This window comes from Sphingomonas sp. Leaf30 (genome assembly GCF_001422525.1).
Lineage (GTDB): Bacteria > Pseudomonadota > Alphaproteobacteria > Sphingomonadales > Sphingomonadaceae > Sphingomonas > Sphingomonas aerolata.
The window spans coordinates 1-22,040 of the sequence record NZ_LMKZ01000003.1; the positions used below are offsets into that span (position 1 = coordinate 1).

At 68.9% G+C, this 22,040-nt stretch carries 18 protein-coding genes; 11 read left to right on the forward strand and 7 right to left on the reverse strand.

Annotation, left to right across the window (positions count from 1 at the left end; genetic code table 11):
- Window positions 1-492: 492 nt before the first annotated feature.
- The 6 genes from ASE89_RS09225 to ASE89_RS09250 are packed head-to-tail and all read left to right on the forward strand — an operon-like array spanning window position 493 to window position 9,471.
- Window positions 493-3,150, forward strand: coding sequence for a glycoside hydrolase family 2 (locus ASE89_RS09225; RefSeq protein WP_056676550.1), 2,658 nt, complete (start codon window positions 493-495; stop codon window positions 3,148-3,150).
- Window positions 3,147-4,430, forward strand: a complete 1,284-nt coding sequence (locus ASE89_RS09230) for an MFS transporter (protein ID WP_056676553.1) — start codon at window positions 3,147-3,149, stop codon at window positions 4,428-4,430. The genes ASE89_RS09225 and ASE89_RS09230 overlap by 4 nt, the downstream gene beginning before the upstream one ends.
- A gap of 4 nt (window positions 4,431-4,434) precedes the next feature.
- Entirely contained in the window at window positions 4,435-5,619 is a 1,185-nt protein-coding gene (gene uxuA, locus ASE89_RS09235; protein WP_056676556.1) for a mannonate dehydratase, read from the forward strand.
- Complete coding sequence (gene uxaC, locus ASE89_RS09240) at window positions 5,616-7,028, forward strand: glucuronate isomerase (protein ID WP_056676560.1); 1,413 nt, start codon at window positions 5,616-5,618, stop codon at window positions 7,026-7,028. The genes uxuA and uxaC overlap by 4 nt, the downstream gene beginning before the upstream one ends.
- Window positions 7,025-8,470: a mannitol dehydrogenase family protein gene (locus ASE89_RS09245; protein ID WP_236701688.1), complete on the forward strand. Its 1,446-nt coding sequence runs from the start codon at window positions 7,025-7,027 to the stop codon at window positions 8,468-8,470. Before uxaC ends, ASE89_RS09245 begins: the two co-directional genes overlap by 4 nt.
- Window positions 8,467-9,471, forward strand: coding sequence for a sugar kinase (locus tag ASE89_RS09250; RefSeq protein ID WP_056676566.1), 1,005 nt, complete (start codon window positions 8,467-8,469; stop codon window positions 9,469-9,471). The genes ASE89_RS09245 and ASE89_RS09250 overlap by 4 nt, the downstream gene beginning before the upstream one ends.
- Window positions 9,472-9,477: 6 nt before the next feature.
- On the opposite strand, the gene ASE89_RS09255 is transcribed toward ASE89_RS09250, so the two are convergent.
- Window positions 9,478-10,440, reverse strand: a complete 963-nt coding sequence (locus tag ASE89_RS09255; RefSeq protein ID WP_056676569.1) for a 2-hydroxyacid dehydrogenase — start codon at window positions 10,438-10,440, stop codon at window positions 9,478-9,480.
- A 176-nt stretch (window positions 10,441-10,616) separates the two neighbouring features.
- Here ASE89_RS09255 and ASE89_RS09260 point away from each other — a divergent pair, with 176 nt between their 5' ends.
- The 4 genes from ASE89_RS09260 (at window position 10,617) to ASE89_RS09275 (ending at window position 14,162) form a co-directional block, all read left to right on the forward strand.
- Window positions 10,617-10,895: a hypothetical protein gene (locus ASE89_RS09260; RefSeq protein WP_156363386.1), complete on the forward strand. Its 279-nt coding sequence runs from the start codon at window positions 10,617-10,619 to the stop codon at window positions 10,893-10,895.
- Between the two features lie 135 nt (window positions 10,896-11,030).
- A complete protein-coding gene (locus tag ASE89_RS09265) occupies window positions 11,031-11,606 on the forward strand; it encodes an SAM-dependent methyltransferase (protein WP_236701689.1) in 576 nt (191 codons plus the stop codon).
- Window positions 11,603-11,866: a hypothetical protein gene (locus ASE89_RS09270; RefSeq protein ID WP_037529445.1), complete on the forward strand. Its 264-nt coding sequence runs from the start codon at window positions 11,603-11,605 to the stop codon at window positions 11,864-11,866. Before ASE89_RS09265 ends, ASE89_RS09270 begins: the two co-directional genes overlap by 4 nt.
- Window positions 11,867-12,041: 175 nt before the next feature.
- Window positions 12,042-14,162, forward strand: a complete 2,121-nt coding sequence (locus tag ASE89_RS09275) for a phosphocholine-specific phospholipase C (RefSeq protein ID WP_056676575.1) — start codon at window positions 12,042-12,044, stop codon at window positions 14,160-14,162.
- Here ASE89_RS09275 and ASE89_RS09280 read toward each other — a convergent pair.
- The 6 genes from ASE89_RS09280 to ASE89_RS09305 all read right to left on the reverse strand — a co-directional run bounded on the left by ASE89_RS09280 (window position 14,132) and on the right by ASE89_RS09305 (window position 19,122).
- Window positions 14,132-14,926 carry a MetQ/NlpA family ABC transporter substrate-binding protein gene (locus ASE89_RS09280; protein ID WP_056405600.1) on the reverse strand — a complete coding sequence of 265 codons (795 nt, stop codon included), beginning with the start codon at window positions 14,924-14,926 and terminating at the stop codon, window positions 14,132-14,134. The genes ASE89_RS09275 and ASE89_RS09280 overlap by 31 nt on opposite strands.
- A gap of 22 nt (window positions 14,927-14,948) precedes the next feature.
- A complete protein-coding gene (locus ASE89_RS09285; RefSeq protein WP_056676579.1) occupies window positions 14,949-15,611 on the reverse strand; it encodes a methionine ABC transporter permease in 663 nt (220 codons plus the stop codon).
- Window positions 15,608-16,342 (reverse strand): methionine ABC transporter ATP-binding protein, encoded by a 735-nt coding sequence (locus ASE89_RS09290; RefSeq protein WP_082451368.1) that lies wholly within the window; start codon window positions 16,340-16,342, stop codon window positions 15,608-15,610. Before ASE89_RS09290 ends, ASE89_RS09285 begins: the two co-directional genes overlap by 4 nt.
- Window positions 16,339-17,355 (reverse strand): LLM class flavin-dependent oxidoreductase, encoded by a 1,017-nt coding sequence (locus ASE89_RS09295; RefSeq protein ID WP_056676582.1) that lies wholly within the window; start codon window positions 17,353-17,355, stop codon window positions 16,339-16,341. Before ASE89_RS09295 ends, ASE89_RS09290 begins: the two co-directional genes overlap by 4 nt.
- Window positions 17,355-18,260 (reverse strand): ATP-grasp domain-containing protein, encoded by a 906-nt coding sequence (locus ASE89_RS09300; RefSeq protein WP_056676585.1) that lies wholly within the window; start codon window positions 18,258-18,260, stop codon window positions 17,355-17,357. Before ASE89_RS09300 ends, ASE89_RS09295 begins: the two co-directional genes overlap by 1 nt.
- 253 nt (window positions 18,261-18,513) lie before the next feature.
- A complete protein-coding gene (locus ASE89_RS09305) occupies window positions 18,514-19,122 on the reverse strand; it encodes an alpha/beta hydrolase (RefSeq protein ID WP_056676587.1) in 609 nt (202 codons plus the stop codon).
- Between the two features lie 349 nt (window positions 19,123-19,471).
- On the opposite strand from ASE89_RS09305, the gene ASE89_RS09310 reads away from it, so the two are divergent.
- Window positions 19,472-22,006 carry a TonB-dependent receptor gene (locus tag ASE89_RS09310; RefSeq protein WP_056676590.1) on the forward strand — a complete coding sequence of 845 codons (2,535 nt, stop codon included), beginning with the start codon at window positions 19,472-19,474 and terminating at the stop codon, window positions 22,004-22,006.
- The last annotated feature ends 34 nt before the right edge of the window (window positions 22,007-22,040 follow it).

Below are 22,040 nucleotides of genomic sequence, written 5' to 3' on the forward strand. Positions count from 1 at the left end.
TCCGCCATTGCCCTCGCCGCCACCGTCATCTTCTGGCTTTGATCAACGAGTCCTGACCCTAGCAAGGCGTCGGAAGAGCCGCTGAATGCGGCAATGTCGGTGGCGCAGGTCTTGATGAGAAGAAGGTCGATCGTTGTATAAAACGAACGGCCGCGATGGCTTAGTCCTTCGAATACAACTAAAATATACCCCGATTCCGTTACCTTTCTCTTAACGTTGATCTCTGTTCTTGATCTGAATCAAAAAATAGGTCCGTGCACCGGCTGATGCTGGACGCGCGACCTGCCTTACCGGACGGCCGCAAACCCGATCACATGCCAAGCCGCGACAGCCTTATTGTCCTGACACGCAGAGGGCCGGGCGCGTTGGAGAGGTGGCACCGTGCAACCCGACCTTCCAAAAACCGTCCAAAATCCAAGCCAAACTCAAAAATTAACTGGTCAGGCCAATTGTCAGGAATTAAGCTGCCAGAAAAAGATCAGGGAGAGGGTTATGCAGACCAGATATGTCGCGGCGGCCGTCATCGTCGTCATGGCCGCGCCCGCTGCCGCACAGAGCGAGCGATCGGTCGTCCCCCTGGCGCAGGGCTGGGAGTTCCAGCGCGGCGGCGACGTCGATCCGGCGCAGGCCGCGCAGGCAGCCGGATCCTGGGAGCGGGTCAGCGTACCGCACACCTGGAACCGCGTCGGCTATTACATGCCCGACCCCCAGACCCATCTGAATCGTGCCGAGTCGGTCGACAAATATCAGGGCGTCGGCTGGTACCGCATGACCTTCACGCCGCCCGCGATGGACGCAGGTCGGCGCGCCTGGCTCCAGTTCGACGCGGCGAGCCGCACTGCCGAGGTCTGGCTCAACGGCCAGCGGATCGGCGGGCACAAGGGCGGGTTTTCGCGCTTCCGGCTGGATGCCACGCGTGCGCTCCGCGCCGGGCAGGCGAACACGCTGCTGGTCAAGGTCGACAATACGCAACCGGCGCAGGGGTCGTCGACCGCGGACATCCTGCCGCTCGCGGGCGATTTCTTCGTCCATGGCGGGCTGTATCGGCCGGTCAGTCTGATCGTCACGAATGCGGTCCATGTCGACATGCTCGATGCCGGTGGCAGCGGGATCTTCGCGACGACCAAGTCGATCGACGCGGCGATGGCCAAGGTCGACGTCCGCGTGCGGATCCGGAACGACGGCACCAAGCCTCAGGCGGTCAACGCGGTGGTCAGGCTGATCGACGCGGGCGGCAAGACGGTCGCTACCGCGACCCGCCGCATTCCCCTGCGCGCCGACAGCGCGTCCGAGAGCGTGGAGGCGCTGTCGGTCGCGACGCCGCATCTGTGGAACGGGGTCGCTGATTCGTATCTGCACCGTCTGGTGGTCGAGATTGCGACGCCGTCCGGCGCGGTGCTCGACCGGGTCGAGCAGGCATTCGGCATCCGCGAGATGCGCGCCGACCCGGCTCGCGGCTTCATGCTCAACGGCAAGCCGCTGCGGCTCCAGGGCGTCGGCTATCACCAGGATCGCGAGGGCAAGGGCTGGGCGACCGCGCCTGCGGATATCGAGCAGGATTTCGCGATCATGCGCGAAATGGGCGTGAACAGCATCCGGCTGACGCATTATCAGCACGGCCAGGTGATCCACGACCTCGCCGACCGCTACGGCATGGTGCTGTGGGACGAGATCCCGCTTGTGTCGCGCTGGACCTGGGGCGACGATGCGGTCGCGATTGCCGGGCTGCGCGACGATGCGCGCCAGCAGCTGCGCGAGCTGATCCGCCAGAACGGCAACCACGCGTCGGTGTTTAACTGGGGGATCGCGAACGAGGTCGATTTCGGCAAGTCGCTGCCGGCGTTCATCACCACCAGCAAGGACACGCCCGCGCCCGATCCGCTGCCGCTGCTGCGCGAACTGAACGCGCTGGCGAAAAGCGAGGATCCGTCCCGCGCGACCGCGCTGGCGACCTGTTGCGAAGGCCGGCTGCTCGGCTCCGCGGACATTCCGATCACCGCGGAGGCCGCCGATCTCGGCGGGGCCAACCGCTATTTCGGCTGGTATTACGGACAGCCCGGCGATCTCGGCAAGCATCTCGACTCGCTCCGCGCGCTGCGCCCGAACCAGCCCGTGTCGGTGACCGAATATGGCGCGGGCGGCGCGACGACGATCCACACCGACAATCCGCTCGGCGGCAAGGTCGACCAGCGCGGTCGCAACCAGCCCGAGGAATATGAGAGCTACATCCACGAAACCGCCTGGGCGACGCTGTCCGCCAAACCCTATCTGTGGGGGACATGGCTGTGGAATTCGTTCGACTTCGCGACGACCGTCCGGCGCGAGGGCGATGCGATCGACATCAACACCAAGGGGCTGGTCACCTACGACCGGAAGATCCGCAAGGACGCCTATTATTTCTACAAGGCGAACTGGACCGCGACGCCGACCGTGCACGTCGCCGGGCGGCGCTATGTCGACCGCGCCTATCCGGTCGCCGACGTCCGCGTGTACAGCAACGCGCCGCGCACCGACCTGCTCGTCAACGACCGCGTCGTCGGCACGCTGAGCGCCTGTCCGCAGATGATCTGCGCCTGGGCGAACGTCGCGCTGGCGGCGGGGGCGAACCGCGTCGTCGCGCGCGGCGTCTTCCCGACCGGGGCGGTCGACGACGGGATCGAATGGCGGGTGGCGCCGGAGGCTGCGCGGTCGGTCCGGATCGACAGCGGCGCGCTGGTCGCACCGGAGATCGCGGGCAAGCGTTATGGCTCGGACGCGTTCTTCGACGGCGGCAGTTTCGGCGATATCAACGCCTATTCGGGCTATGGTCCGCGCCCCGAGAAGAAGGTCGTCGCGGGGACGCCCGAAGGTGCCGTCGCCGAAACCTACCGCGAAGGCCGGTTCGGCTACCGCGTACCGCTTGCCAACGGACGCTACACGGTCGAGCTGAGCTTCGTCGAACCCGCGCTCGCGGCGGGCGCCCGACAGTTCGACGTCGTCGCCAACGGCAAGCGCGCGATCGCCGCGCTGGACATCGCCGCGGTCGCGGGCGCGCCGCTCACGCGCGTCACGCGGCGGATCGTCGTGGGCGTCACCGACGGCATGCTCGACCTGAAATTCGTGCCGATCAAGGGCGATGCGATCGTGTCCGGTATCGAGATCACGCGATGAGCGCGCCGGGCACCCCGCGGCGCGGCTGGCGCAGCGTGCCGCTGCGCTGGCGGCTGATCGCGCTGGTGACGCTGGGGACGATCCTCAACTATCTCGCGCGCTCGACCCTGTCGGTGGCCGCACCGCAGCTGAAGACCGAATTCGGCATGTCGACCGAGGATTACAGCTGGGTCGTGCTGGCGTTCCAGGCCAGCTACACGGTGATGCAGACCGTCGCCGGCAGTGTGCTCGACCTGCTCGGCACGCGGCTTGGCTTCTTCCTGTTCGCGGTCGGCTGGGCGCTCGCCAACATGGCGCACGCGCTGGCGACCGGCTGGCCGAGCCTCGCGCTGTTCCGCGCACTGCTCGGCGCGAGCGAGGCGGCGGCGATCCCCGCGGGCGCCAAGACGGTGTCCGAATGGTTCCCCCCGCGCGAGCGGTCGCTGGCGACCAGCGTGTTCCAGATGGGCACCAGCGTCGGCAACATGATCGCGCCGCCGCTCGTCGCCTTCTGTATCCTCGCCTGGAACTGGCAGGCGGCGTTCATCGTGACCGGCGGGCTCAGCCTCGTCTGGGCGTTCCTGTGGTATTGGGGCTATCGCAGCCCCGCCGACCATCCCGCGCTGAGCGAGGACGAACGCGCCGCGATCATCGAGACCCGCGGCGAAGACGTCACCGCCAAGCCCGCGACGCGTGGCGACCTGTTGCGCAGCCGCAGCTTCTGGGGGATCGCGGTTCCGAAATTCCTGGCCGAACCGGCGTGGCAGACGTTCAACTTCTTCATCCCGCTCTATCTGGTGTCGGTGTGGAAGCTCGATCTGAAGAGTATCGCCTTATGGGCGTGGATGCCGTTCCTCGCCGCCGATTTCGGCAGCCTGGCCGCGGGCGTGCTGCCGAGCTGGCTGATGAAGCGCGGCGTGCCGCTGGTCGCGTCGCGCAAGATCACGATGACGATCGGCGCGATGTGCATGATCGGGCCGGCGTGCATCGGTCTTGCGCACTCGCCCGGTGTCGCAATCATCCTGTTCTGCATCGGCGGCTTCGCGCACCAGATGCTGAGCGGCGCGCTGGTAACGCTGTGTTCCGACATGTTCGACAGCCGGACGGTCGGCACCGCGACCGGAATGGCGGGGACGTCGGCCTGGGTCGGCGGGATGCTGTTCACGCTGCTGATCGGGCAGAGCGCGGATGCGTGGGGATATGACCCGCTGTTCGCCGCGTTGGCGGCGCTCGATCTGCTCGCGGCGGTGGTCTTGTGGAGTTTGCTGCGCGCTACGCCGCGCACGGCGTTGAGGATTTGAGAGGATGACGAGTGTGTTGATGACGCAGACGATGCGCTGGTTCGGGCCGAACGATCCGGTGCGGCTGGACAGCATCCGGCAATCCGGCGCGACCGAGGTGGTGACCGCGCTGCACGAGGTCCCGAACGGCGAGGTCTGGACGCGCGAGGCGATCGCCGCGCGCAAGCAGATGGTGCGCGACGCCGGGCTCGACTGGACGGTGGTCGAGAGCCTGCCGGTCGACGAGGGCATCAAGACCCGCTCGGGCGAATGGGACCGGCTGATCGAGGCGTACCGCGAGAGCCTGCGCAATCTCGCGGCGTGCGGCATTCGCGTCGTTACCTATAACTTCATGCCGTTGCTCGACTGGACGCGGACCGATCTCGCCTGGGAACTGCCCGACGGATCGCGTGCGCTGCGGTACGAGGCGATCGTGGTCGCCGCCTATGACCTGTTCATGCTGCAGCGGCCGGGCGCCGAGCAGAGCTATGCGCCAGCGGTGCGCGACGCGGCGGCGGCGCGTTTTGCCGGCATGGACACAGCGGCGCGCGCGGATCTCGAACGGACGATCCTCGCGGGCCTGCCGGGCAGCGAGGAGGGCTTCACCTCGGCCGCGTTCCTCGAGGCGATCGGCCGCTATGACGCGATCGACGCCGCGCGGCTGCGCGACAACCATGTCGCGTTCCTCGAGGCGGTGTGCCCGCTGGCCGACGAGCTCGGCATCGCGCTGGTCGTCCATCCCGACGATCCGCCCTTTCCGATCTTCGGCCTGCCGCGCGTCGTCAGCACGGAGGCCGACGTGACCGATCTCTTCACGCGCGTGCCCAACGTCTCGAACGGGCTGTGCCTGTGCACCGGGTCGTTCGGCGTGCGCGCCGACAACGACCTGCCCGGCATGGTCGACCGGCTCGGCTCACGGATCGGCTTCCTGCACCTGCGTTCGGTCCAGCGCGAGGCCGATGGCGCGTTCCACGAAGCCGATCATCTGGAGGGCGATGCCGGGATGGCCGCGGTGATGGCGGCGGTCCACCGGCTGTCGGTCCGCGAGGGCCGCAGCATCCCGATGCGCCCCGATCACGGGCATCAGATGCTCGACGACCTGACGCGCACGACCAATCCCGGCTATTCGCTGCTCGGCCGGATGCGCGGGCTCGCCGAACTGCGCGGACTTGAACGCGGTATCGCCTTTGCGGCAGGAGCGCTTGCATGACCCGTCCTCTCGAGCTTCATCCCGACCGGCTGTTTCCCGCCGATCCGACGACCCGCGCGATCGCCCGCACGCTCTATGCGGAGATCGCCGACCTGCCGATCGTCAGCCCGCACGGCCATACCGATCCGACCTGGTTCGCCGACAACGCCAACTGGACCGACGCGACGTCGCTGCTGCTCGCGCCCGACCATTATCTGTTCCGCATGCTCTACAGCCAGGGCGTCGATCTCGACGCGCTGACGATCGCGCGGCGCGACGGCACGCGGAGCGCCGATCCGCGCGCGGCGTGGCGGCTGCTCGCCGATCATTATGCGCTGTTCCGCGGCACGCCGTCGCGGATGTGGCTCGACCATGTCTTCGCCGAGGTGTTCGGGTTCGACGTCGCGTTCGAGCCGGCGACCGCGGACCTGTATTTCGACACGATCGGCGAAAAGCTCGCGACCGCGGCGTTCCGCCCGCGCGCGCTGTTCGACCGGTTCCGGATCGATTTCCTCGCCACGACCGAAGGCGCGCACGACAGCCTCGACGCGCATCACCGGATCCGCGAGAGCGGCTGGAACGGCCGCGTCGTCACCACCTATCGCCCCGACGGCGTGATCGATGTCGAGCACGAGCAATTCGCCGGCGCGCTGCGCCGCTTCGGCGAACTGACCGGCGAGGACGTCTATGGCTGGCAGGGCTATCTCGCCGCGCACCGCAAGCGCCGCGCCGATTTCCGCGCGGCGGGCGCCACCGCGACCGATCACGGCCATCCGACCGCAGCGACCGCGAACCTGTCGACCCCCGAATGCGAGGCGCTGTTCGCGCGCATCACCGGTGACGACTGGACCGCGGCCGACGCCGAGCTCTTCCGCGCGCAGATGCTGACGGAGATGGCCGCGATGAGCGTCGAGGACGGCATGGTCATGCAGATCCATCCGGGCTCGGTCCGCAACCACAATGCCGGGCTGTTCGCCAGCCATGGCCGCGACAAGGGCGCGGACATTCCCGGGCGCACCGACTATGTCCACGCCCTCAAGCCGCTGCTCGACCGGTTCGGGACCTCGACCGCGCTGTCGATCATCCTCTTCACGCTCGACGAGACGGTCTATGCGCGCGAGCTGGCACCGCTGGCGGGGCATTATCCGTGCCTGAAGCTCGGCCCCGCCTGGTGGTTCCACGACAGTCCGGAGGGGATGTGGCGGTTCCGCGAGATGACCACCGAGACCGCGGGCTTCTACAACACCGTCGGCTTCAACGACGACACGCGCGCGTTCCTGTCGATCCCGGCGCGGCACGACGTCGCGCGCCGCATCGACTGCGGCTATCTCGCGCGGCTGGTCGCCGAGCACCGGCTGGAGGATTGGGAGGCAGCGGAGCTCGCACGCGAACTGACGAGCGATCTGGTCCGCAAGGCATACCGGCTGTGAGGCTATCCAGGGCCACGCGCTCCGCGCTCGCCGCCGACGTGACGCAGCCGGCATCCTCGGCCGTCACCGTCGGGCGGATCGTCCATCTCGGAATCGGCGCGTTCCACCGCGCGCATCAGGCGGTCTATACGCAGGATGCGTCGACGCCGGACGCGGGCTGGCGGATCACCGGCGTGTCGCTGCGCTCGCCGCAGGTGCGCGATACGCTCGCGCCGCAGGACGGGCTCTACACCGTGACCGAACGGTCGAACGGCGCCAGCGCGACCCGGCTGATCGACGTGATCGACACGCTGCTGGTCGCCGCGGAGGATCCCGACGCGGTGATCGCCGCGCTCGCCGACCCTGAGACTCGGGTCGTGACTCTGACCGTCACCGAAAAGGGCTATCACCGGCATCCGGCGACCGGCGCGCTGCTCGTCGACGATCCGGCGATCGCGCACGACCTGGGCGGCGGCGTGCCGCGGACGATCTTCGGCTTTCTGGCGGCTGCGCTCGATCGGCGGCGCGGCGCGGGGGCAGGCGGGCTGACGCTGGTGTCGTGCGACAATCTGTCGGGCAATGGCGCGCTGTTGATGCGCCTGCTGCTCGCGTTCGTCGAGCGCCGCGATGCGGATCTGGCCGAATGGGTGCGTGCGCACGTGACCGCGCCCGACACGATGGTCGACCGGATCGTGCCCGCCTCGACCGAGGCCGACCGTGCGGGCGTCGCGACCGCGATCGGGGTCGACGACGCCGCCGCCCTTGTCACAGAACCGTTCCGGCAATGGGTGATCGAGGACCGCTTTGCCGGCCCGCGCCCGCGCTGGGAGGCGGCGGGTGCGCAGATCGTCGACGACGTCGCGCCGTTCGAACTCGCCAAGCTGCGGCTGTTGAACGCCAGCCATTCGACGCTCGCCTATGTCGGGCTGCAACGGGGCCACGCCTTTGTCCATGAGGCGATCGCCGACCCGGCGCTGCGCGCGTTCGCGATCGCGCAGATGCAGGAGGAGGCGGTGCCGAGCCTGACCGCGGCGGCGGGGCTCGACCCGGCGGCGTATATCGACGCGATCCTCGACCGCTTCGCCAATGCCGATCTTCACCACCGGCTCGATCAGATCGCGATGGACGGATCGCAGAAGCTTCCGCAACGCTGGATCGCCACCGTCGCGGAGCGGCAGGCGCAGGGGCTCGACAGTCCGCGCCATCGCCTCAGCCTCGCCGCGTGGATCGCCTATACCGCCGCCGCGCCCGCGATGGCCGATGATCCGCTGCGGAATCGCTACGCCGTAATCTGGGCGGACGCCGCGGGCGACGCGCGGCAGGTCGTCGCGCGGTTCGTCGACGAACTCGGCATATTCCCCGCCGATTTCGACCACGCGGCGCTGGGCGATGCGGTGGTAACCTGGCAGGCGCAGGGGCCAGAGGCCGCGCTGCGCGGCGCCATCGGAGAACCCGTCGCATGACCGGTACGATAGTGTGTTTCGGCGAGATGCTGTTGCGGCTCGCCGCGCCCGATCGCGGGCATCTGTTCCAGGACGCCCGGCTCGACGCGCATTTCGGCGGCGCGGAGGCGAACGTCGCGGTCGCGCTCGCGCGGATCGACGTGCCCGCCGCGGTCGTCACGACGCTGCCGCACAGCCTGATCGGCAATGCGGCGCTCGACTCCGTGCGCGCCGCCGGTGTCGACGTCTCGCGGGTGGTGCGCGCGGACGGTCGGCTCGGCCTGTATTTCCTGTCGCCGCCGAGCGGGTCGCGCGGCGCGCAGATCGTCTACGATCGCCTCGACAGCAGCTTCGCCGCGACCCCGTCGAGCGCCTATGACTGGCCCGCGATGCTGGACGGCGTCGGCTGGCTGCATCTGTCGGGGATCATTCCCGCCATCGGTCCGGGTGCCGCGCAACTGTCGCTCGATGCGATCGCGGCGGCGCGGGCGGCGGGGGTCAGGGTCTCGTTCGACGGCAATTTCCGCGCGAGCATGTGGGCGCGCTGGTGCGCCGATCCGCAAGGCGTGCTGGTCGATCACATCGACGGTGCGGACCTGCTGTTCGGCAGTCACCGCGACATCTCGCTGCTGCTCGGCGAGGACCATGCGGGCGACACGCCGGACGCGCGGCGTCGCGCGTGCGAGGCCGCGTTCGCGCGGTTTCCAACGCTCGCCTGCATCGCCTCGACCGCGCGCCGCGTGATCGATGCCGATACGCACGCCCTGTCCGCGCGCGTCGATCGCCGCGACGACGCGTTCGAGACCGAGACGATCCTCGTCACGCAGATCGTCGACCGGATCGGCACCGGCGACGCGTTCGCCGCGGGCGTGCTCTCCTGCCTCGACGACGGGTGCGAGGCGGCGGCGCGTCGCGGCCTCGCGCTCGCCGCGCTCAAGCACGGCACCGCGGGCGATCACAGCCGGACGACGCTGACCGATCTCGCCGACTTCACCGGGGCACCCGCCGACGTGCGGCGGTGACCGGGCTCAGCCCGGGTTGGGCGTCTCCGCGACGGGGGTGAGCGCGCGGCCGGTCTCGAACCATTCGCGCAGATTGTCGACCACCAGCCCGCCCATAGCCGCGCGCGTCCGCTTCGACGCCGAGCCGATATGCGGCAGCAGCACCGTGTTCGGCAGCGCGCGCAGGCTGACGGGGACATTGGGCTCGTCCTCATAGACGTCGAGCCCGGCGGCGAGGATTGTGCCCTGCTGCAACGCCGCGATCAGCGCGTCCTGATCGACGACGCTGCCGCGAGCGACGTTGATGAACACGCCCTGCGCGCCCAGCGCCTCGAGCACCGCGGCGTCGACCAGATGCTGCGTCCCCTGACCGCCGGGCACGATCGCGATCAGCACGTCGCACGCTGCCGCCAGCGCGACCGGCGTGTCGTAATAGTCATAGCCGATATCCGCCTGTCGCGAACGGCCGTGATAGGCGATCGGCACGTCGAACGCCGCGAGCCGCCGCGCCACCGCCTTGCCGATCGCGCCGAGCCCGAGAATCCCGATCCGCCGTCCGCGCAGGCTCGGCGACAGCGGAAACGACTTTTCGGCCCAGGCGCCGTCGCGGACATGGCGATCGGCCTGCGGAATCCCGCGCAGCGTGGCGAGCAGCAGCCCGATGGTCAGATCGGCGACCTCCTCGTCGAGCACGCCGGGCGTATTGGTCACGACGATCCCGCGCTCAGCCGCGGCGTCCGCGTCGATCCCGTCATAGCCCACGCCGAAATTGGCGACGATCTCGAGCGCGGGCAACCGGTTATACCACGACGCGTCGATCCGCCCCGCAAGCGAACTCGCCGCAAGCCCGCGGACTCGCGGCGCCACCGTCGCGAGGAACGCGTCGGGGTCTTCCTGCTCCCATAGCCGGTGCACGACGAACCGCTCGCCCAGCGCGTCGAGGACGCTCGGCAGCATGGGGGCGGGGATCAGGATTTCGGGTCGGTTCATGCCGGGGGTTTACGCACAAACCGCGCGGGCAGACACCCCCTTCCGGGGCCCCCGCGGCGGCCGCCGCATGCGAGAAAACTGCCCAACCCTATGCCCCCGCTACGCAAAAGGCCGGGATCGCTCTCGAATTGCTATGCCGCGGCCGATAGCTGGAGGGCCACGACAAGGAGAGTGGCATGGCAGCGTGGCATCGTTCGCGGCGCGCGGATCTTGGTCTGCGCGCGGTGGGACTTCTCCTCTGCGCAATGGCGTACATCGCGGTGTGGCGCCTGTCCGCCCTCGCGCTTTCCCCTCACGGCTCGGGTGCGTTGGCCTTCGCGCTCGCCGCGATCGGCTTTCTGGGGGCGAGCGCGGGCAGTGTCATCGTGCTACTCGGGCATCACCTGTTCGACGGTATCGCGGTCAGCGAGCGCTGGCGGCCCCGCGTCCGCGCCACGCCAGCGAGCATGCGGTGAAATGCGACGAGCTGTTGCGGCCACTATGGCGCCACTATGGGGTTTCGGGGAATCGCTCTCGAATCCCTATGCCGCGGTTCGTAATTCGGGTTTGCGGGCGCCTGGACGCCCGATCACACAGGCAAAAACGCGAACATGTCGTCCGAACCCACGCCGGAGCCCCGCGCACGCGGGCGCGTCATTCCTCTCGGCCAGAACAAGGCGGGCCACGGGCGTGTGACCCCGGCACTCGGCGCCACGGCTGAAGCGAAGGCGGACATGCCCGCCACCATGACCCGAGCCTGCGCACGCCGCGCGACGCGCGATCCGCGCTGGCCACATATCGCGGCGGCGCTCGCCGATCTGCGCGAACGGCATCGCCACGCGGTCCGGATCGTCGATGCCGACTGTGCATGCGGGACGCTGCTGATCGAGACCGTGCGTTACGCCCGCGCGCTCGGCTTCACCGCGATCGAGGGGCAGGGCGTCGCCGATGCGCCGGCGCTGATCGGCCGCGCCCGCGCCGCTGCAGCGCGGCTGCACGATCCCGCGATCGGGCTCGACTTCGAAGGTGGCGGTCTGGCGCAGGCGCTCGCCCGCGAAGCCGATTTTCCCGCCGACATCGTGCTGTGCCACGACCAGGACGGCGGCATCGCACGGCTGCTGGCGGCCGCCGGCACCCTCGTGATCCCCGATCCCGTCGCGACGCGCGTGCGGAGGCAGGCGGCATGACGCGGCGCGACCTGCAATGGAAGGCGGGCGGCTTCGCGCTGATGGCCGTCTCCTGTGCGCTGTGCATGGCGGTCGACGGATCGCCGCTGATGCTCCTCTTCTTCCCGCTCGCGCTGCTCGGGCTGCCGCTGATGATCCACGGCAAACGCGTCGGGCAGATGGTCCGGGCGGAACGCCGCGGGCACAGCCACACGGTCGACGCCGTCCATGCCGCGCGCCTGCGTCGGCGCGGACGGGGCTGCGACGGCTCCGGCCGCTGACCGCCAAAGCGTCTGTCACGGACATCGTCGACGATCGCGTGTCACGCCGGTGCAACCTGTCGGCCCTAACGATCCTGGATGAACACGCCGTCGCCGCTGTCGCTCGACGTCTGATCTGAACCGGCATGGTCCGCGGGCGTTTGCGGACCATGCGCTCCTCCTGTGGGTTGCCCCGATGACCGATGTCTCCCGTCGTACACTGCTCGGTGCGGGCGTCACCAGTGCCGCGCTGTCCGCCTTTCCCGCGGCGATCGCGCGGGCGGCGGCGATCGCGCCCGATGTGAAGACGGGCTCGATCATGGATGTCGAGCATGTCGTCATCCTGATGCAGGAAAATCGTGGCTTCGATCATTATTTCGGCACGTTGCGCGGCGTCCGCGGGTTTGCCGACCGGTTGCCGATCCCCGTGCCGGCAACGGCTGCGGGCGGGGCGGCGGCGCCGGTCTGGTATCAGCGCGACCGGACCGCACCGGGCGGCGCGCGGACCGTGCTGCCCTTCCATCTCGCCACGCGCACCAATTTCGACCTGATGCGGATGGAGGGTACGCCGCACAGCTGGCCCGATGCGCAGCGCGGCTGGGACGAGGGGCGGATGGCGCACTGGCCCGAGGCGAAGAGCCAGCGGGCGATGGGGCATTACCGGCGCGAGGACCTGCCGTTCCAGTTCGCGCTCGCCGAGGCGTTCACGCTGTGCGACGCCTATCACTGTTCGGTACAGACGGGGACCAACACCAACCGGCTGTTCCTGTGGAGCGGTACCAACGATCCCGGCGGCACGCTGGGCGGTCCGGCGATCGGCAATTCGCATGACAGTTTCCCGGAGGATGGCGGCGATCCCGACCCCTATCGCTGGACCACGGTCGTCGAGCGGTTGCAGGCCAAGGGCGTCGACTGGCGCATCTATCAGGACATGGCGGACAATTTCACCGACAACCCGCTGGTCGGGTTCGCCGCCTTCCGCGCGGCGCATCATGCGGCTGGCGACGCGGAGCTGCGCGACCGGGCGCTGACGACGCGCGGGCTCGACGCGCTGCGCACCGACGTGCTGGCCGGGCGACTGCCGCAGGTGTCGTATGTCATCGCCACCGCCAAGGGATCCGAGCATCCCGGTCCGTCGAGCCCGGCACAGGGTGCGGCCTATACCGCCGAGCTGCTCGACGCGCTCACCGCGGACCCGAAAATCTGGGCGCGGACCGCCTTGTTCGTCATGTTCGACGAGAATGACGGCTTTTTCGATCATGTCCCGCCGCCCGCGCCGCCGTCGCACGCTGCCGATGGCACGCTGCTCGGCGGATCGACGGTCGACCTGACCGGCAGCTATCACCTCCACCCGAGCAGGGGCGACGCGGCGCTCGACCTCCCCGCCTATCGCGGCCGCGCCTATGGCCTGGGGCCGCGCGTGCCGATGTACGTCGTCTCGCCGTGGAGCCGGGGCGGGTGGGTCAATTCGCAGGTGTTCGACCACAGCTCGGTGATCCGCTTCCTCGAACGCCGGTTCGATTTTCACGAGCCCAATATCGCGCCGTGGCGCCGCGCGGTCTGCGGCGACCTGACCTCGGCATTCTACTTCACCGCCGCCGACGTCACGCCCTTCGCGGCGATGCCCGATCCGCGTGCCGAAGCCGCGCGCGCCGCGGCGATCCCCCGGCAGGTTAGCCCGCAGGCCCCACTGGGTGAGTCCCTCCCGTGGCATGAGCCCGGCATCCGCCGCTCCCGCCCGCTCCCCTATGCGCTGCGCGTCGGCGAGACGATCACGGGTGACGCGATCCGGCTGCACTTCGCGGCCGACGGCACGCAGGCCGCGGTGTTCCACGTCTATGACCGCAGGGGCCTGGACCAGCCGCCCCGCCGCTTCACGGTCGAGCCCGGGCGCACGCTCGACGGGCAATGGGGATTCGACGCGGAGGGGCGCTATGATCTCTGGGTGCTGGGCCCGAACGGATTCCACCGGCATTATGCGGGGCATCGCAACGACCCGGCGTCGATGTCGCTGCTCGTCTGGCACGCGACACCGACCGAATTGGGATTAGTGCTTCCCGCCGGACACCGCGAACACGCGCTGGTCGCGCAGGTCGAGCGCGTCGGGGCGGCGGCGCTCGTGACCGGGCTGGTCGACGCGCGCTACCGCTGGCCGCTCCGCAACAGCCATGGCTGGTACGACGTCACGATCACGGCGGCGACCGCGCCAACCTATCGGCGCCGCGTCTCGGGGCGGGTCGATGCGCCCGGGCGGATGACGTGCAGCGATCCGTTCGTCACCGGGGCTCAGAACGCCGGCAGCACCGCGCCCGCATAACGATCCGCGATGAAGCGCCGCGTCTCGGGGCTTCGCAGCGCGGCGATCAGCTTGACGACGCGCGGATCCTTGTCGCCACCGGGCAGGCCGACGACGAAATTGACATAGGGGCTGTTCTTGTCCTCGATCGCGAGCGCGTCACGCACCGGGTTGAGCTTCGCGTCGAGCGCATAGTTGGTGTTGATCAGCGCCAGATCGACCTCGCCGAGCGTGCGGGGCAGGGTGGCGCCCTCCAGCTCCTTGAACTTGAGGTTCTTGGGGTTGGTCGCGATGTCGTTGAGGCTCGACAGCGGGTTGGTCGGGTTCTTCAGCGTGATCAGCCCGGCCTTTTGCAACAGCAGCAGCGCGCGGCCGCCATTGCTCGGCTCGTTCGGGATCGCGACGGTCGCGCCGTTCGGGACCTGCGCGATCGTCTTCCACTTGCGCGAATAGGCGCCCAGCGGCTCGACATGGACACCCGCATAGGGAACCAGATGCGTGCCGCGCGAAGCATTGAACTCGTCGAGATAGGGCTTGGTCTCGAAATAGCTGACGTCGATCTGCTTCTGCTCGACCTGAAGGTTGGGCTGCACATAGTCGTTGAAGACGCGGATCTTGAGATCGACGCCCTGCTTGGCGAGCGCGGGCTTGATCGATTCGAGGATCTCGGCATGCGGCACCGCGGTCGCGGCGACGGTCAGTGCCGTGCCGTCATCCGTCTTGGCGCCACCGCATGCGGCGAGCGCAAGCAGCGAGAGCGAGGCGAGAAGCGTGCGGCGGTTCATGGCATTTCCTAGAATCGTTGGATCAGCGGCGGGTAAAGTGGCGGGCGAGCGCGTCGCCGGCATATTGGAGAATCTGGACGAGGACGACCAGCAGGACGACGGTGACGACCATCACGTCGGTCTGGAAGCGCTGATAGCCGAAGCGGATCGCGAGATCGCCAAGCCCGCCAGCGCCGACCACGCCTGCCATCGCGGTGAACGAGACGAGCGCCACCGCGGTAACGGTGGCGCCCGAGATCAGCCCGGGCATCGCCTCGGGGATCAGCGCGCGCGTCATGATCTGGCGGGTCGTCGCGCCCATCGCCTGCACCGCCTCGATCGTCGTCCGGTCGATCTCCTTCAGCGATCCCTCGACGAGGCGCGCGTAGAAGGGCGCGGCCCCCACCACCAGCGGCGGGATCGCCCCCGCGACGCCCAGCGACGTGCCGACCAGCAGCACGGTCAGCGGGATCATCACGATCAGCAGGATGATGAACGGCACCGAGCGCAGGATGTTGACGGCGATCCCGAGCGCGCCATTGGCGAGCCGGTTCTCGATCAGCCGCCCCTTGCCGGTCAGATACAGCAGCACGCCGAGCGGCAGGCCGAGCAGGATCGTCAGCACCAGCGACCCGGCGAGCATGATGAGCGTGTCGAGGCACGCCTGGCCGATATCGGACCAGTCGACATTTTCGAAGAAGGTCATGCGGCGAGGGCCGCCAGCATGCGCCGGGTCGCCGGATGCGCGGCGTTGGCGAAGATGTCGGTGACGGTGCCGGTCTCGACGACCTGGCCGCGTTCCAGCACCGCGACGCGGTCGCAGACGTAGCGGACGACGTCCATTTCATGCGTGATCAGGACGATCGTCAGCCCGAGGTCGCGGTTGAGGTCGCGGAGCAGCGTAAGCACCGAGCGCGTGGTTTCGGGGTCGAGCGCGCTCGTCGCCTCGTCGCACAGCAGGATGTCGGGGTCGGTGGCGAGCGCGCGCGCGATACCGACGCGCTGCTTCTGCCCGCCGGACAGCTGGGCGGGGTATTTGGCGGCGTGATCGGACAGGCCGACCCGGTCGAGCAAGGCGGCAACCTTGCACTCGCGCGTCGCCTTTGCGACCCCCGCGAGCACCAGCGGGAAGGCGACGTTCGCCGCGACCGTCCGCGAGGAGAGCAGCCCGAAATTCTGGAAGATCATGCCGATCCGCCGCCGGAGCGCGCGCAGCTCCGCTGCCGACAGGCCTGCGACGTCGATACCGTCGACCTCGACGCGCCCCGACGTCGGCCGTTCGAGCGCATTGATCAGCCGGATCAGCGTCGACTTGCCCGCGCCGGACTGACCGATCACCCCGAACACGCCGCCCGCCGGGATCTCCAGCGACACGCCGTCGAGCGCCGCCGCATCGCTCGCCGGGTAGGTTTTGGAAACGTCGCGCAGGCGGATCATGCGGACCCCATCACCTGCACCGCGAACCGCTCCATTTCCTCGGCCTGCGGGCTCATCTGGAGCAGCAGCAGGTCGAGACCCGCGGCCTCATATTCCGCGATCCGCTCCTTCAGCTGTTCGGGCGTGCCGACCAGATTGGGGCGCAGCCCGCGGTTCGAGACCGAATATTCCTGGATCTTCAATTCGCGTTCGAGCTGCGTGCCCGACAGCCACTGGTCGAAATTGGCATAGCCTGCGGGCAGTTCGGTGACGCTGGTGATCCGCTCGAGTTCGCGTTTCGCCTCCGCTTCGCTGTCGCGGACGATCGCATAGGCGGCCATGCCGTACTGCATCGGCGCACCGCCCGCGGCTTCGCGTCGTGCCGCCATGTCGGCGATCTTCGGCGCGATCGCGTCGGCCGGGTCGCCGTGCATGACATAGGCATCGCACTTGGCCGCGATCATCGCCTTCGCCTTCTCGCTCTCGCCGCCGGCATAGACGGTCGGGCGCTTGGCGGGCTTGGGCGAACAGATCGCCTGCTCGGTGGTGTAGAATTGCCCGGCAAAGCTGAACCGCTCCTCGGTCCACAGCCCGTCGACGACCGACAGCCATTCGTCGGTGCGCGCGTAGCGATCGTCATGCTGGTCGAACTGCAGGCCATATTGCTTCGCCTCGTCCGCCCACCAGGACGATACGACGTTGAGCGCGAGCCGCCCGCCTGAGATCCGGTCGATATTGGCCGCCGCCTTGGCGAACAGCGCCGGGTGGTGAAAATTGGGGCGCACCGCGACCATCAGCTCGATGCTGTTGGTCACCGCCGCGAGCGCCGCCGCGGTCGACCACGCATCGAGCGCGGGCTGTTCTACGCCCTTGATGTCGTTGAGGTTGAGCTCGGCGATGAGCGTCAGGTCATAGCCCCAGCGCTCCGCATTCTGCGTCAGCGCCTTGGTATAGGCCCAGCTCGCCTCCATCCCCTCGTCGGGGACGTTGCGAAGCCAGCCGCCGAAAACCGGAGTCCAATAGCCATAGCGCATCAACGAGTCTTCCCAATCTGTTCGATCAGGTAATCGACGAGCCGGTCATGCGGATCCCAGCCGAGGACGTCGAGCGGCCTGGCGACGAAATTGGACAGCGCGTTGACGTCGTAGAAGCGCGCGACGCCGTCGCGGTCGTCGATCATCACCTCGACCCCGCCGACATCGAGATCGACCGCGCGCGCGATCGCCTCGGCGGCATCCTTCAGCACCTGCGACGGCTCGACCGCGGCCATTTTGATCCCTGAGCCGGGGACGACGCACGCATCCGCGGGGCAGAGATCGAACGCGCCGCCGCCCGCGACGTCGATCGCATAGAGGAACTTGCGGTCGAGCGTCTCGATCCGGGTGATCGCGCCACCCCGGACGGGGACATATTCCTGCACGAGCAGCACGCCGTCGACGCTGCTCGGCAGGCCGTTGTCGGTGACCGCGGCGCGGAGTTCGTCGAGGCTGTCGAAGCGGATGATCCCCGCGCCCGAACCGCCGATATTGGCCTTCACGACCAGCGGGAAGCGCAGCGTCTGCGCGGCGCCGACGACGTCGGCGGCGCGGTGGACGACGCGCGTCTCGGGGATTGCGAGGCCGAGCGACGCGATCAGCGACAATTGCCGCGCCTTGGAGGCGTCGATCGCGAGCACGTCGGCGCCGTTGATCACGCGCGCGCCGGTGCGGCGCCAGTGATCGAGCATCGCCATCGTGTCGAAGATCGGATGCTCGTCGCTGCGCAGGAAGCTCGACATCGCGATCCGGTTGAACACGACGCGCGCCGGCGCAGTCTGGTCCGCGGGGTTCCAGAACCCGTCCGGCGTGGCGCGCGAGAACTCGACGCCGCGCGCGTCGAGCGCTGCGAACAGCGGCACGAACCAGGCGGGATGTTCGTAAAGGACGGCGAGATCGGTCATGAAGCCTCGGATGAATTAAGCGCGCCCTCTGCCACGCCGACGCGCGGACCGCCATCGATAGCGGCTTTGGCCCGATCAAGCCTGGGTTTAGCGGACGGCGCCGGCGCCAGCGGTCGCTCCAATCAATCCGCGGGATCGACCTGCGCGATCTCGACGAGGCACGCTTGCGGCGCGCTCGTCAGCGTGGCGACGATGCCGACCGGGAGGGTGGGGAGGGGCGGGCCTCGCGGCGCAGCGCCGACGGCAGGCGCGCTCAGTCGATCGCGGCGGGTCGGCGGAGGCGCCGTGCGGGGCGGGGGCCGGGCGTGAACGCATCGCCCGGTACCCGGTGCTGGAGCAGCGGGAGCAGCGCGATCAGCCGGGCCTCGTCCTCGGTCGGGGTGGCGGTGCGCGTCGTCGGCGCCGGTACGGCGATCGATCCGCGCTCGACGAAATGACTGCCCCAGCGATCGGCCAGCGCCAGCACCCGGTCGATGAACGGACCCGGGGCACAGGCGACGACCGACGGGAAGGGCAGGCGCGTCGTCGGCCCGGGTCGCGCCGCCGCCGCGATCGCCTCCTGACCGAAGCCGACCGACAGCGGCGACAGCAGGACCGCGCCCTCGATCGCCTGCAAATAGCTGCGCGGCGACAATTGCGCCCACCACGCGACGGCCAGACACGCGACGCCCTGCGCCAGGATCACCGCCGGCTCCTCGCGCCGGGCAAATGCCGCGTCGAGCTGCAGCGCCCAGCGACCGCTCTGAAATTTCGCGAGATCCAGTTCGATCGTCGGCACCGCCGCGTCGGGGACGGGATCGCCCCGGATCACGACGATCACGGCATGCTGGGTATCGATCGAAGCCTTGTCCCTGACGGCCATAGCGGATCACCTCGGATAGACCTGCAGCAGCGCGCGACCATCGATCTCCGACTCGCAGTCTCGCGCTACGGTTACGAAGCGTAATCCGGCCCGGACGATAGGCAATAGTCTTGCGTCATCCCATGCCGGCGATGCGCCGGATCGCGTCCCGACGCCCCGATCCGCGGCGTGACCGCGCTGCCTTCAGGCATACTGCCCTGCCTGCTTTCACAAGCCGCCCTATTCCCGACATATAATACCGCTCCACTCGATCTCGCCCGCTGCGTGAGAGTGTGACGATGATCGATCCCCCCGCCATCCCGATCCGCCGTTCGTGAGGGTTCACGCGCCGGTCCGCCTGTATCCGTCGATGCTCGTCTGCCTCGGGGGCGGCGTGGTCTGTCCCGCGGCCGGATCGACGCAGGCGATCCCCGTGCCGGCATCGGCGTCGGGCGACGACATCGTCATCACGGGCCAGCGGAGCCCGGGCAGCGCGGTCGGGGCGATCGATCCGACCGCGACCCTCGATCAGGCCGGGATCCAGTCGCTGGGTGCGACCGATCTCAAGACGCTGCTCGAGCGCCTGAAACCCCTGACGACGTCGGCGAGCGGCGGCGATCCGGTCTATCTGCTCAACGGTCGACGCATGTCGAGCATGAACGAACTCTACAGCCTGCCGCAGGAGGCGATGGAGAAGATCGAGGTCCTGCCCGAGTCCGAGGCCGCACGCTTCGGGTTTCCGGCCACCGTCCGGGTGATGAACTTCATCACCAAAAAGCGGTTTCGCGCGGTCACCTACCAGCAGGCCACGGGTGTCACGACCGAAGGCGGGGGCGAGACAAGCTATGCCGAGGTGACCGCCGCACGGATCGACGGGCCGCGCCGCGCGACGCTGACGCTGTCGCATCTTCGGCTCAACCCGATCCTGCAGAACGAACGCGCGATCCTGCCCGATCCGGACACGCTCTATGCGCTTGGCGGCACCGTTACGGGAATAGGCGGGGCCAGTATCGATCCCGCGCTCGATGCGCTCGTCGGGGCCCCGGTCACGATCGCCGCCGTGCCGGACGACCCGGCGGGGCGCGACACTCTGGCGGGCTATGCCGCCGGCGCCGGGGCACCCGCGGTCACCGATATCGGGCGTTATCGCTCGCTCCAGCAGCGCAGCGACAGGATTTCGGTCGACGGAACGCTCGCGGCGCCGATCGGGCGGACGATGAGCGGATCGCTCAACCTGTCGATGGAGGCGCAGCGTAACATCGGCGTGAACGGTCTGGCGCCCGCGCTGCTGAGCGTGCCGGGAGGACGCGGTGCGCTGCCCTTTGCGGATGATGTCCTGCTCTATCGCTACCTGCCCGATGCGGTGCTCCGGCAGCGGAGCACCAGCCTGACACTGCATGGATCGGGCATGGTCCAGGGCAGTATCCGGCGCTGGGGGTGGAACGTCACGACCAGCTATGACCGGGTGCTGGGGGTGGCGCGGTCCGAACGCGGCGTGCCGATCGACGATCTGCAGGCCACGATCGATGCGGGGGGCGATCCGTTGGCGCGCGTAAGTTCCGAGGCGGCGGCGCTTCGGCTGGCCGATCGCAGCCGGACCGTTACCGGCACATTGCTGACAAAGGCGGTCGCGAACGGCCCGCTGGTCCGGTTGCCGGCCGGCGACGCGCAGATCACGCTCTCGGGGGATTATGCCCGGTCGAGCAGTTCGGGCAGCCTGCCGGGCTTGCGCGACACGACGCTCGATCTGACGCGCACCACCGGGGGCGCCAGCGTCAACGCGGATCTGCCGATCGCCTCTGCCAATCAGGACGTTCTCGCGTTCCTCGGACAGCTGTCGGTCAACGGCATGATCGGCGTCTCGGACGTGTCCGATTACGGCCGGCTGCTCAGTTCCAACTACGGCCTGACATGGTCGCCGGTGCGGCCGGTCCAGCTGATCGCCTCGGTCAATGCCGCGCAGACCCCACCAGCGATCGCGCTGCTGACCAACCCGACGGTGACCACCCCGAACACGCCGTTTTTCGATTTCACCACCGGCACCAGCGTGCTCGTCACGACGATCGCCGGCGGGAATCCCGCGCTCGACCCGGAACGCCGGCGGCTCGTCACGCTGGGTGTCGCCGTGTCGCCGATCAAGGCCCGCGATCTGCGGCTCACGCTCAACTATCTCCAGACGCGCATCGACAATCAGACCGCGACGCTGGGCAGCGCCACCCCGGCCTTCCAGACCGCATTTGCCGGGGCGTTCCAGCGTGATGCAACAGGACAGCTCGTCAGCGCCGATCTGCGGCCGGTCAACATCGCCCGCGAACGCGAAACGAAGGTGCAGGCGACGATCAGCCTGTCGACGCCGATCGGGCGTGCGCCTGCGCCGCTGACGCCGCCCGTCGGCATTGCCGCGAAGGATGTGCCACCGCCGGCGCCACCCCGGCCCCGGCCGCACCTCAACATGTCGATGACCACGACGTGGCGGCTCGACGATCGCCTGTCGTTGCGGAGCGGGGGGCCGGCACTCGATCTCCTCGATGGCGACACGCTGACCGGCACCGGCGGACGACCGCGCTGGGAAACCGAGCTGAACCTCAGCGGATCGCTCGGGGCTGCGAGCATCGGCGTGTACGGCCGTCTGCAGGGGCCGACCCGGATCCGCAGCGACCTGGCGGCGTCGGATCTGCGCTTTTCAGGTCGGACCTGGCTGGTGCCCTATAGCTCGCTCAAGGTCGACCAGATCATCAAACGTCCCTGGGCAAGCAACATGACGCTGCAGCTGACGGTCGAAAACCTGCTCAACGACCGTATCGCGGTTCGCGATCGGCTCGGGCGGACGCCGAACCGGTTCCAGGCGGCGTATATCGATCCGGTCGGCCGGTCCGTCAGGCTGGGCCTGCGCAAGCTCTTCTGACACCGCCCGGTACGGCGGGGGATATCGATCTCCG

What these genes read in the sequence shown, in the direction of transcription:
- ASE89_RS09225 (WP_056676550.1), top strand. Translation starts at nt 493, where the DNA reads ATGCAGACCAGATATGTCGCGGCGGCCGTCATCGTCGTCATGGCCGCG.
- ASE89_RS09230 (WP_056676553.1), top strand. Translation starts at nt 3,147, where the DNA reads ATGAGCGCGCCGGGCACCCCGCGGCGCGGCTGGCGCAGCGTGCCGCTG.
- uxuA (WP_056676556.1), top strand. Translation starts at nt 4,435, where the DNA reads ATGACGAGTGTGTTGATGACGCAGACGATGCGCTGGTTCGGGCCGAAC.
- uxaC (WP_056676560.1), top strand. Translation starts at nt 5,616, where the DNA reads ATGACCCGTCCTCTCGAGCTTCATCCCGACCGGCTGTTTCCCGCCGAT.
- ASE89_RS09250 (WP_056676566.1), top strand. Translation starts at nt 8,467, where the DNA reads ATGACCGGTACGATAGTGTGTTTCGGCGAGATGCTGTTGCGGCTCGCC.
- ASE89_RS09255 (WP_056676569.1), bottom strand. Translation starts at nt 10,440, where the DNA reads ATGAACCGACCCGAAATCCTGATCCCCGCCCCCATGCTGCCGAGCGTC.
- ASE89_RS09260 (WP_156363386.1), top strand. Translation starts at nt 10,617, where the DNA reads ATGGCAGCGTGGCATCGTTCGCGGCGCGCGGATCTTGGTCTGCGCGCG.
- ASE89_RS09265 (WP_236701689.1), top strand. Translation starts at nt 11,031, where the DNA reads ATGTCGTCCGAACCCACGCCGGAGCCCCGCGCACGCGGGCGCGTCATT.
- ASE89_RS09270 (WP_037529445.1), top strand. Translation starts at nt 11,603, where the DNA reads ATGACGCGGCGCGACCTGCAATGGAAGGCGGGCGGCTTCGCGCTGATG.
- ASE89_RS09275 (WP_056676575.1), top strand. Translation starts at nt 12,042, where the DNA reads ATGACCGATGTCTCCCGTCGTACACTGCTCGGTGCGGGCGTCACCAGT.
- ASE89_RS09280 (WP_056405600.1), bottom strand. Translation starts at nt 14,926, where the DNA reads ATGAACCGCCGCACGCTTCTCGCCTCGCTCTCGCTGCTTGCGCTCGCC.
- ASE89_RS09285 (WP_056676579.1), bottom strand. Translation starts at nt 15,611, where the DNA reads ATGACCTTCTTCGAAAATGTCGACTGGTCCGATATCGGCCAGGCGTGC.
- ASE89_RS09290 (WP_082451368.1), bottom strand. Translation starts at nt 16,342, where the DNA reads ATGATCCGCCTGCGCGACGTTTCCAAAACCTACCCGGCGAGCGATGCG.
- ASE89_RS09295 (WP_056676582.1), bottom strand. Translation starts at nt 17,355, where the DNA reads ATGCGCTATGGCTATTGGACTCCGGTTTTCGGCGGCTGGCTTCGCAAC.
- ASE89_RS09300 (WP_056676585.1), bottom strand. Translation starts at nt 18,260, where the DNA reads ATGACCGATCTCGCCGTCCTTTACGAACATCCCGCCTGGTTCGTGCCG.
- ASE89_RS09305 (WP_056676587.1), bottom strand. Translation starts at nt 19,122, where the DNA reads ATGGCCGTCAGGGACAAGGCTTCGATCGATACCCAGCATGCCGTGATC.
- ASE89_RS09310 (WP_056676590.1), top strand. Translation starts at nt 19,472, where the DNA reads ATGCTCGTCTGCCTCGGGGGCGGCGTGGTCTGTCCCGCGGCCGGATCG.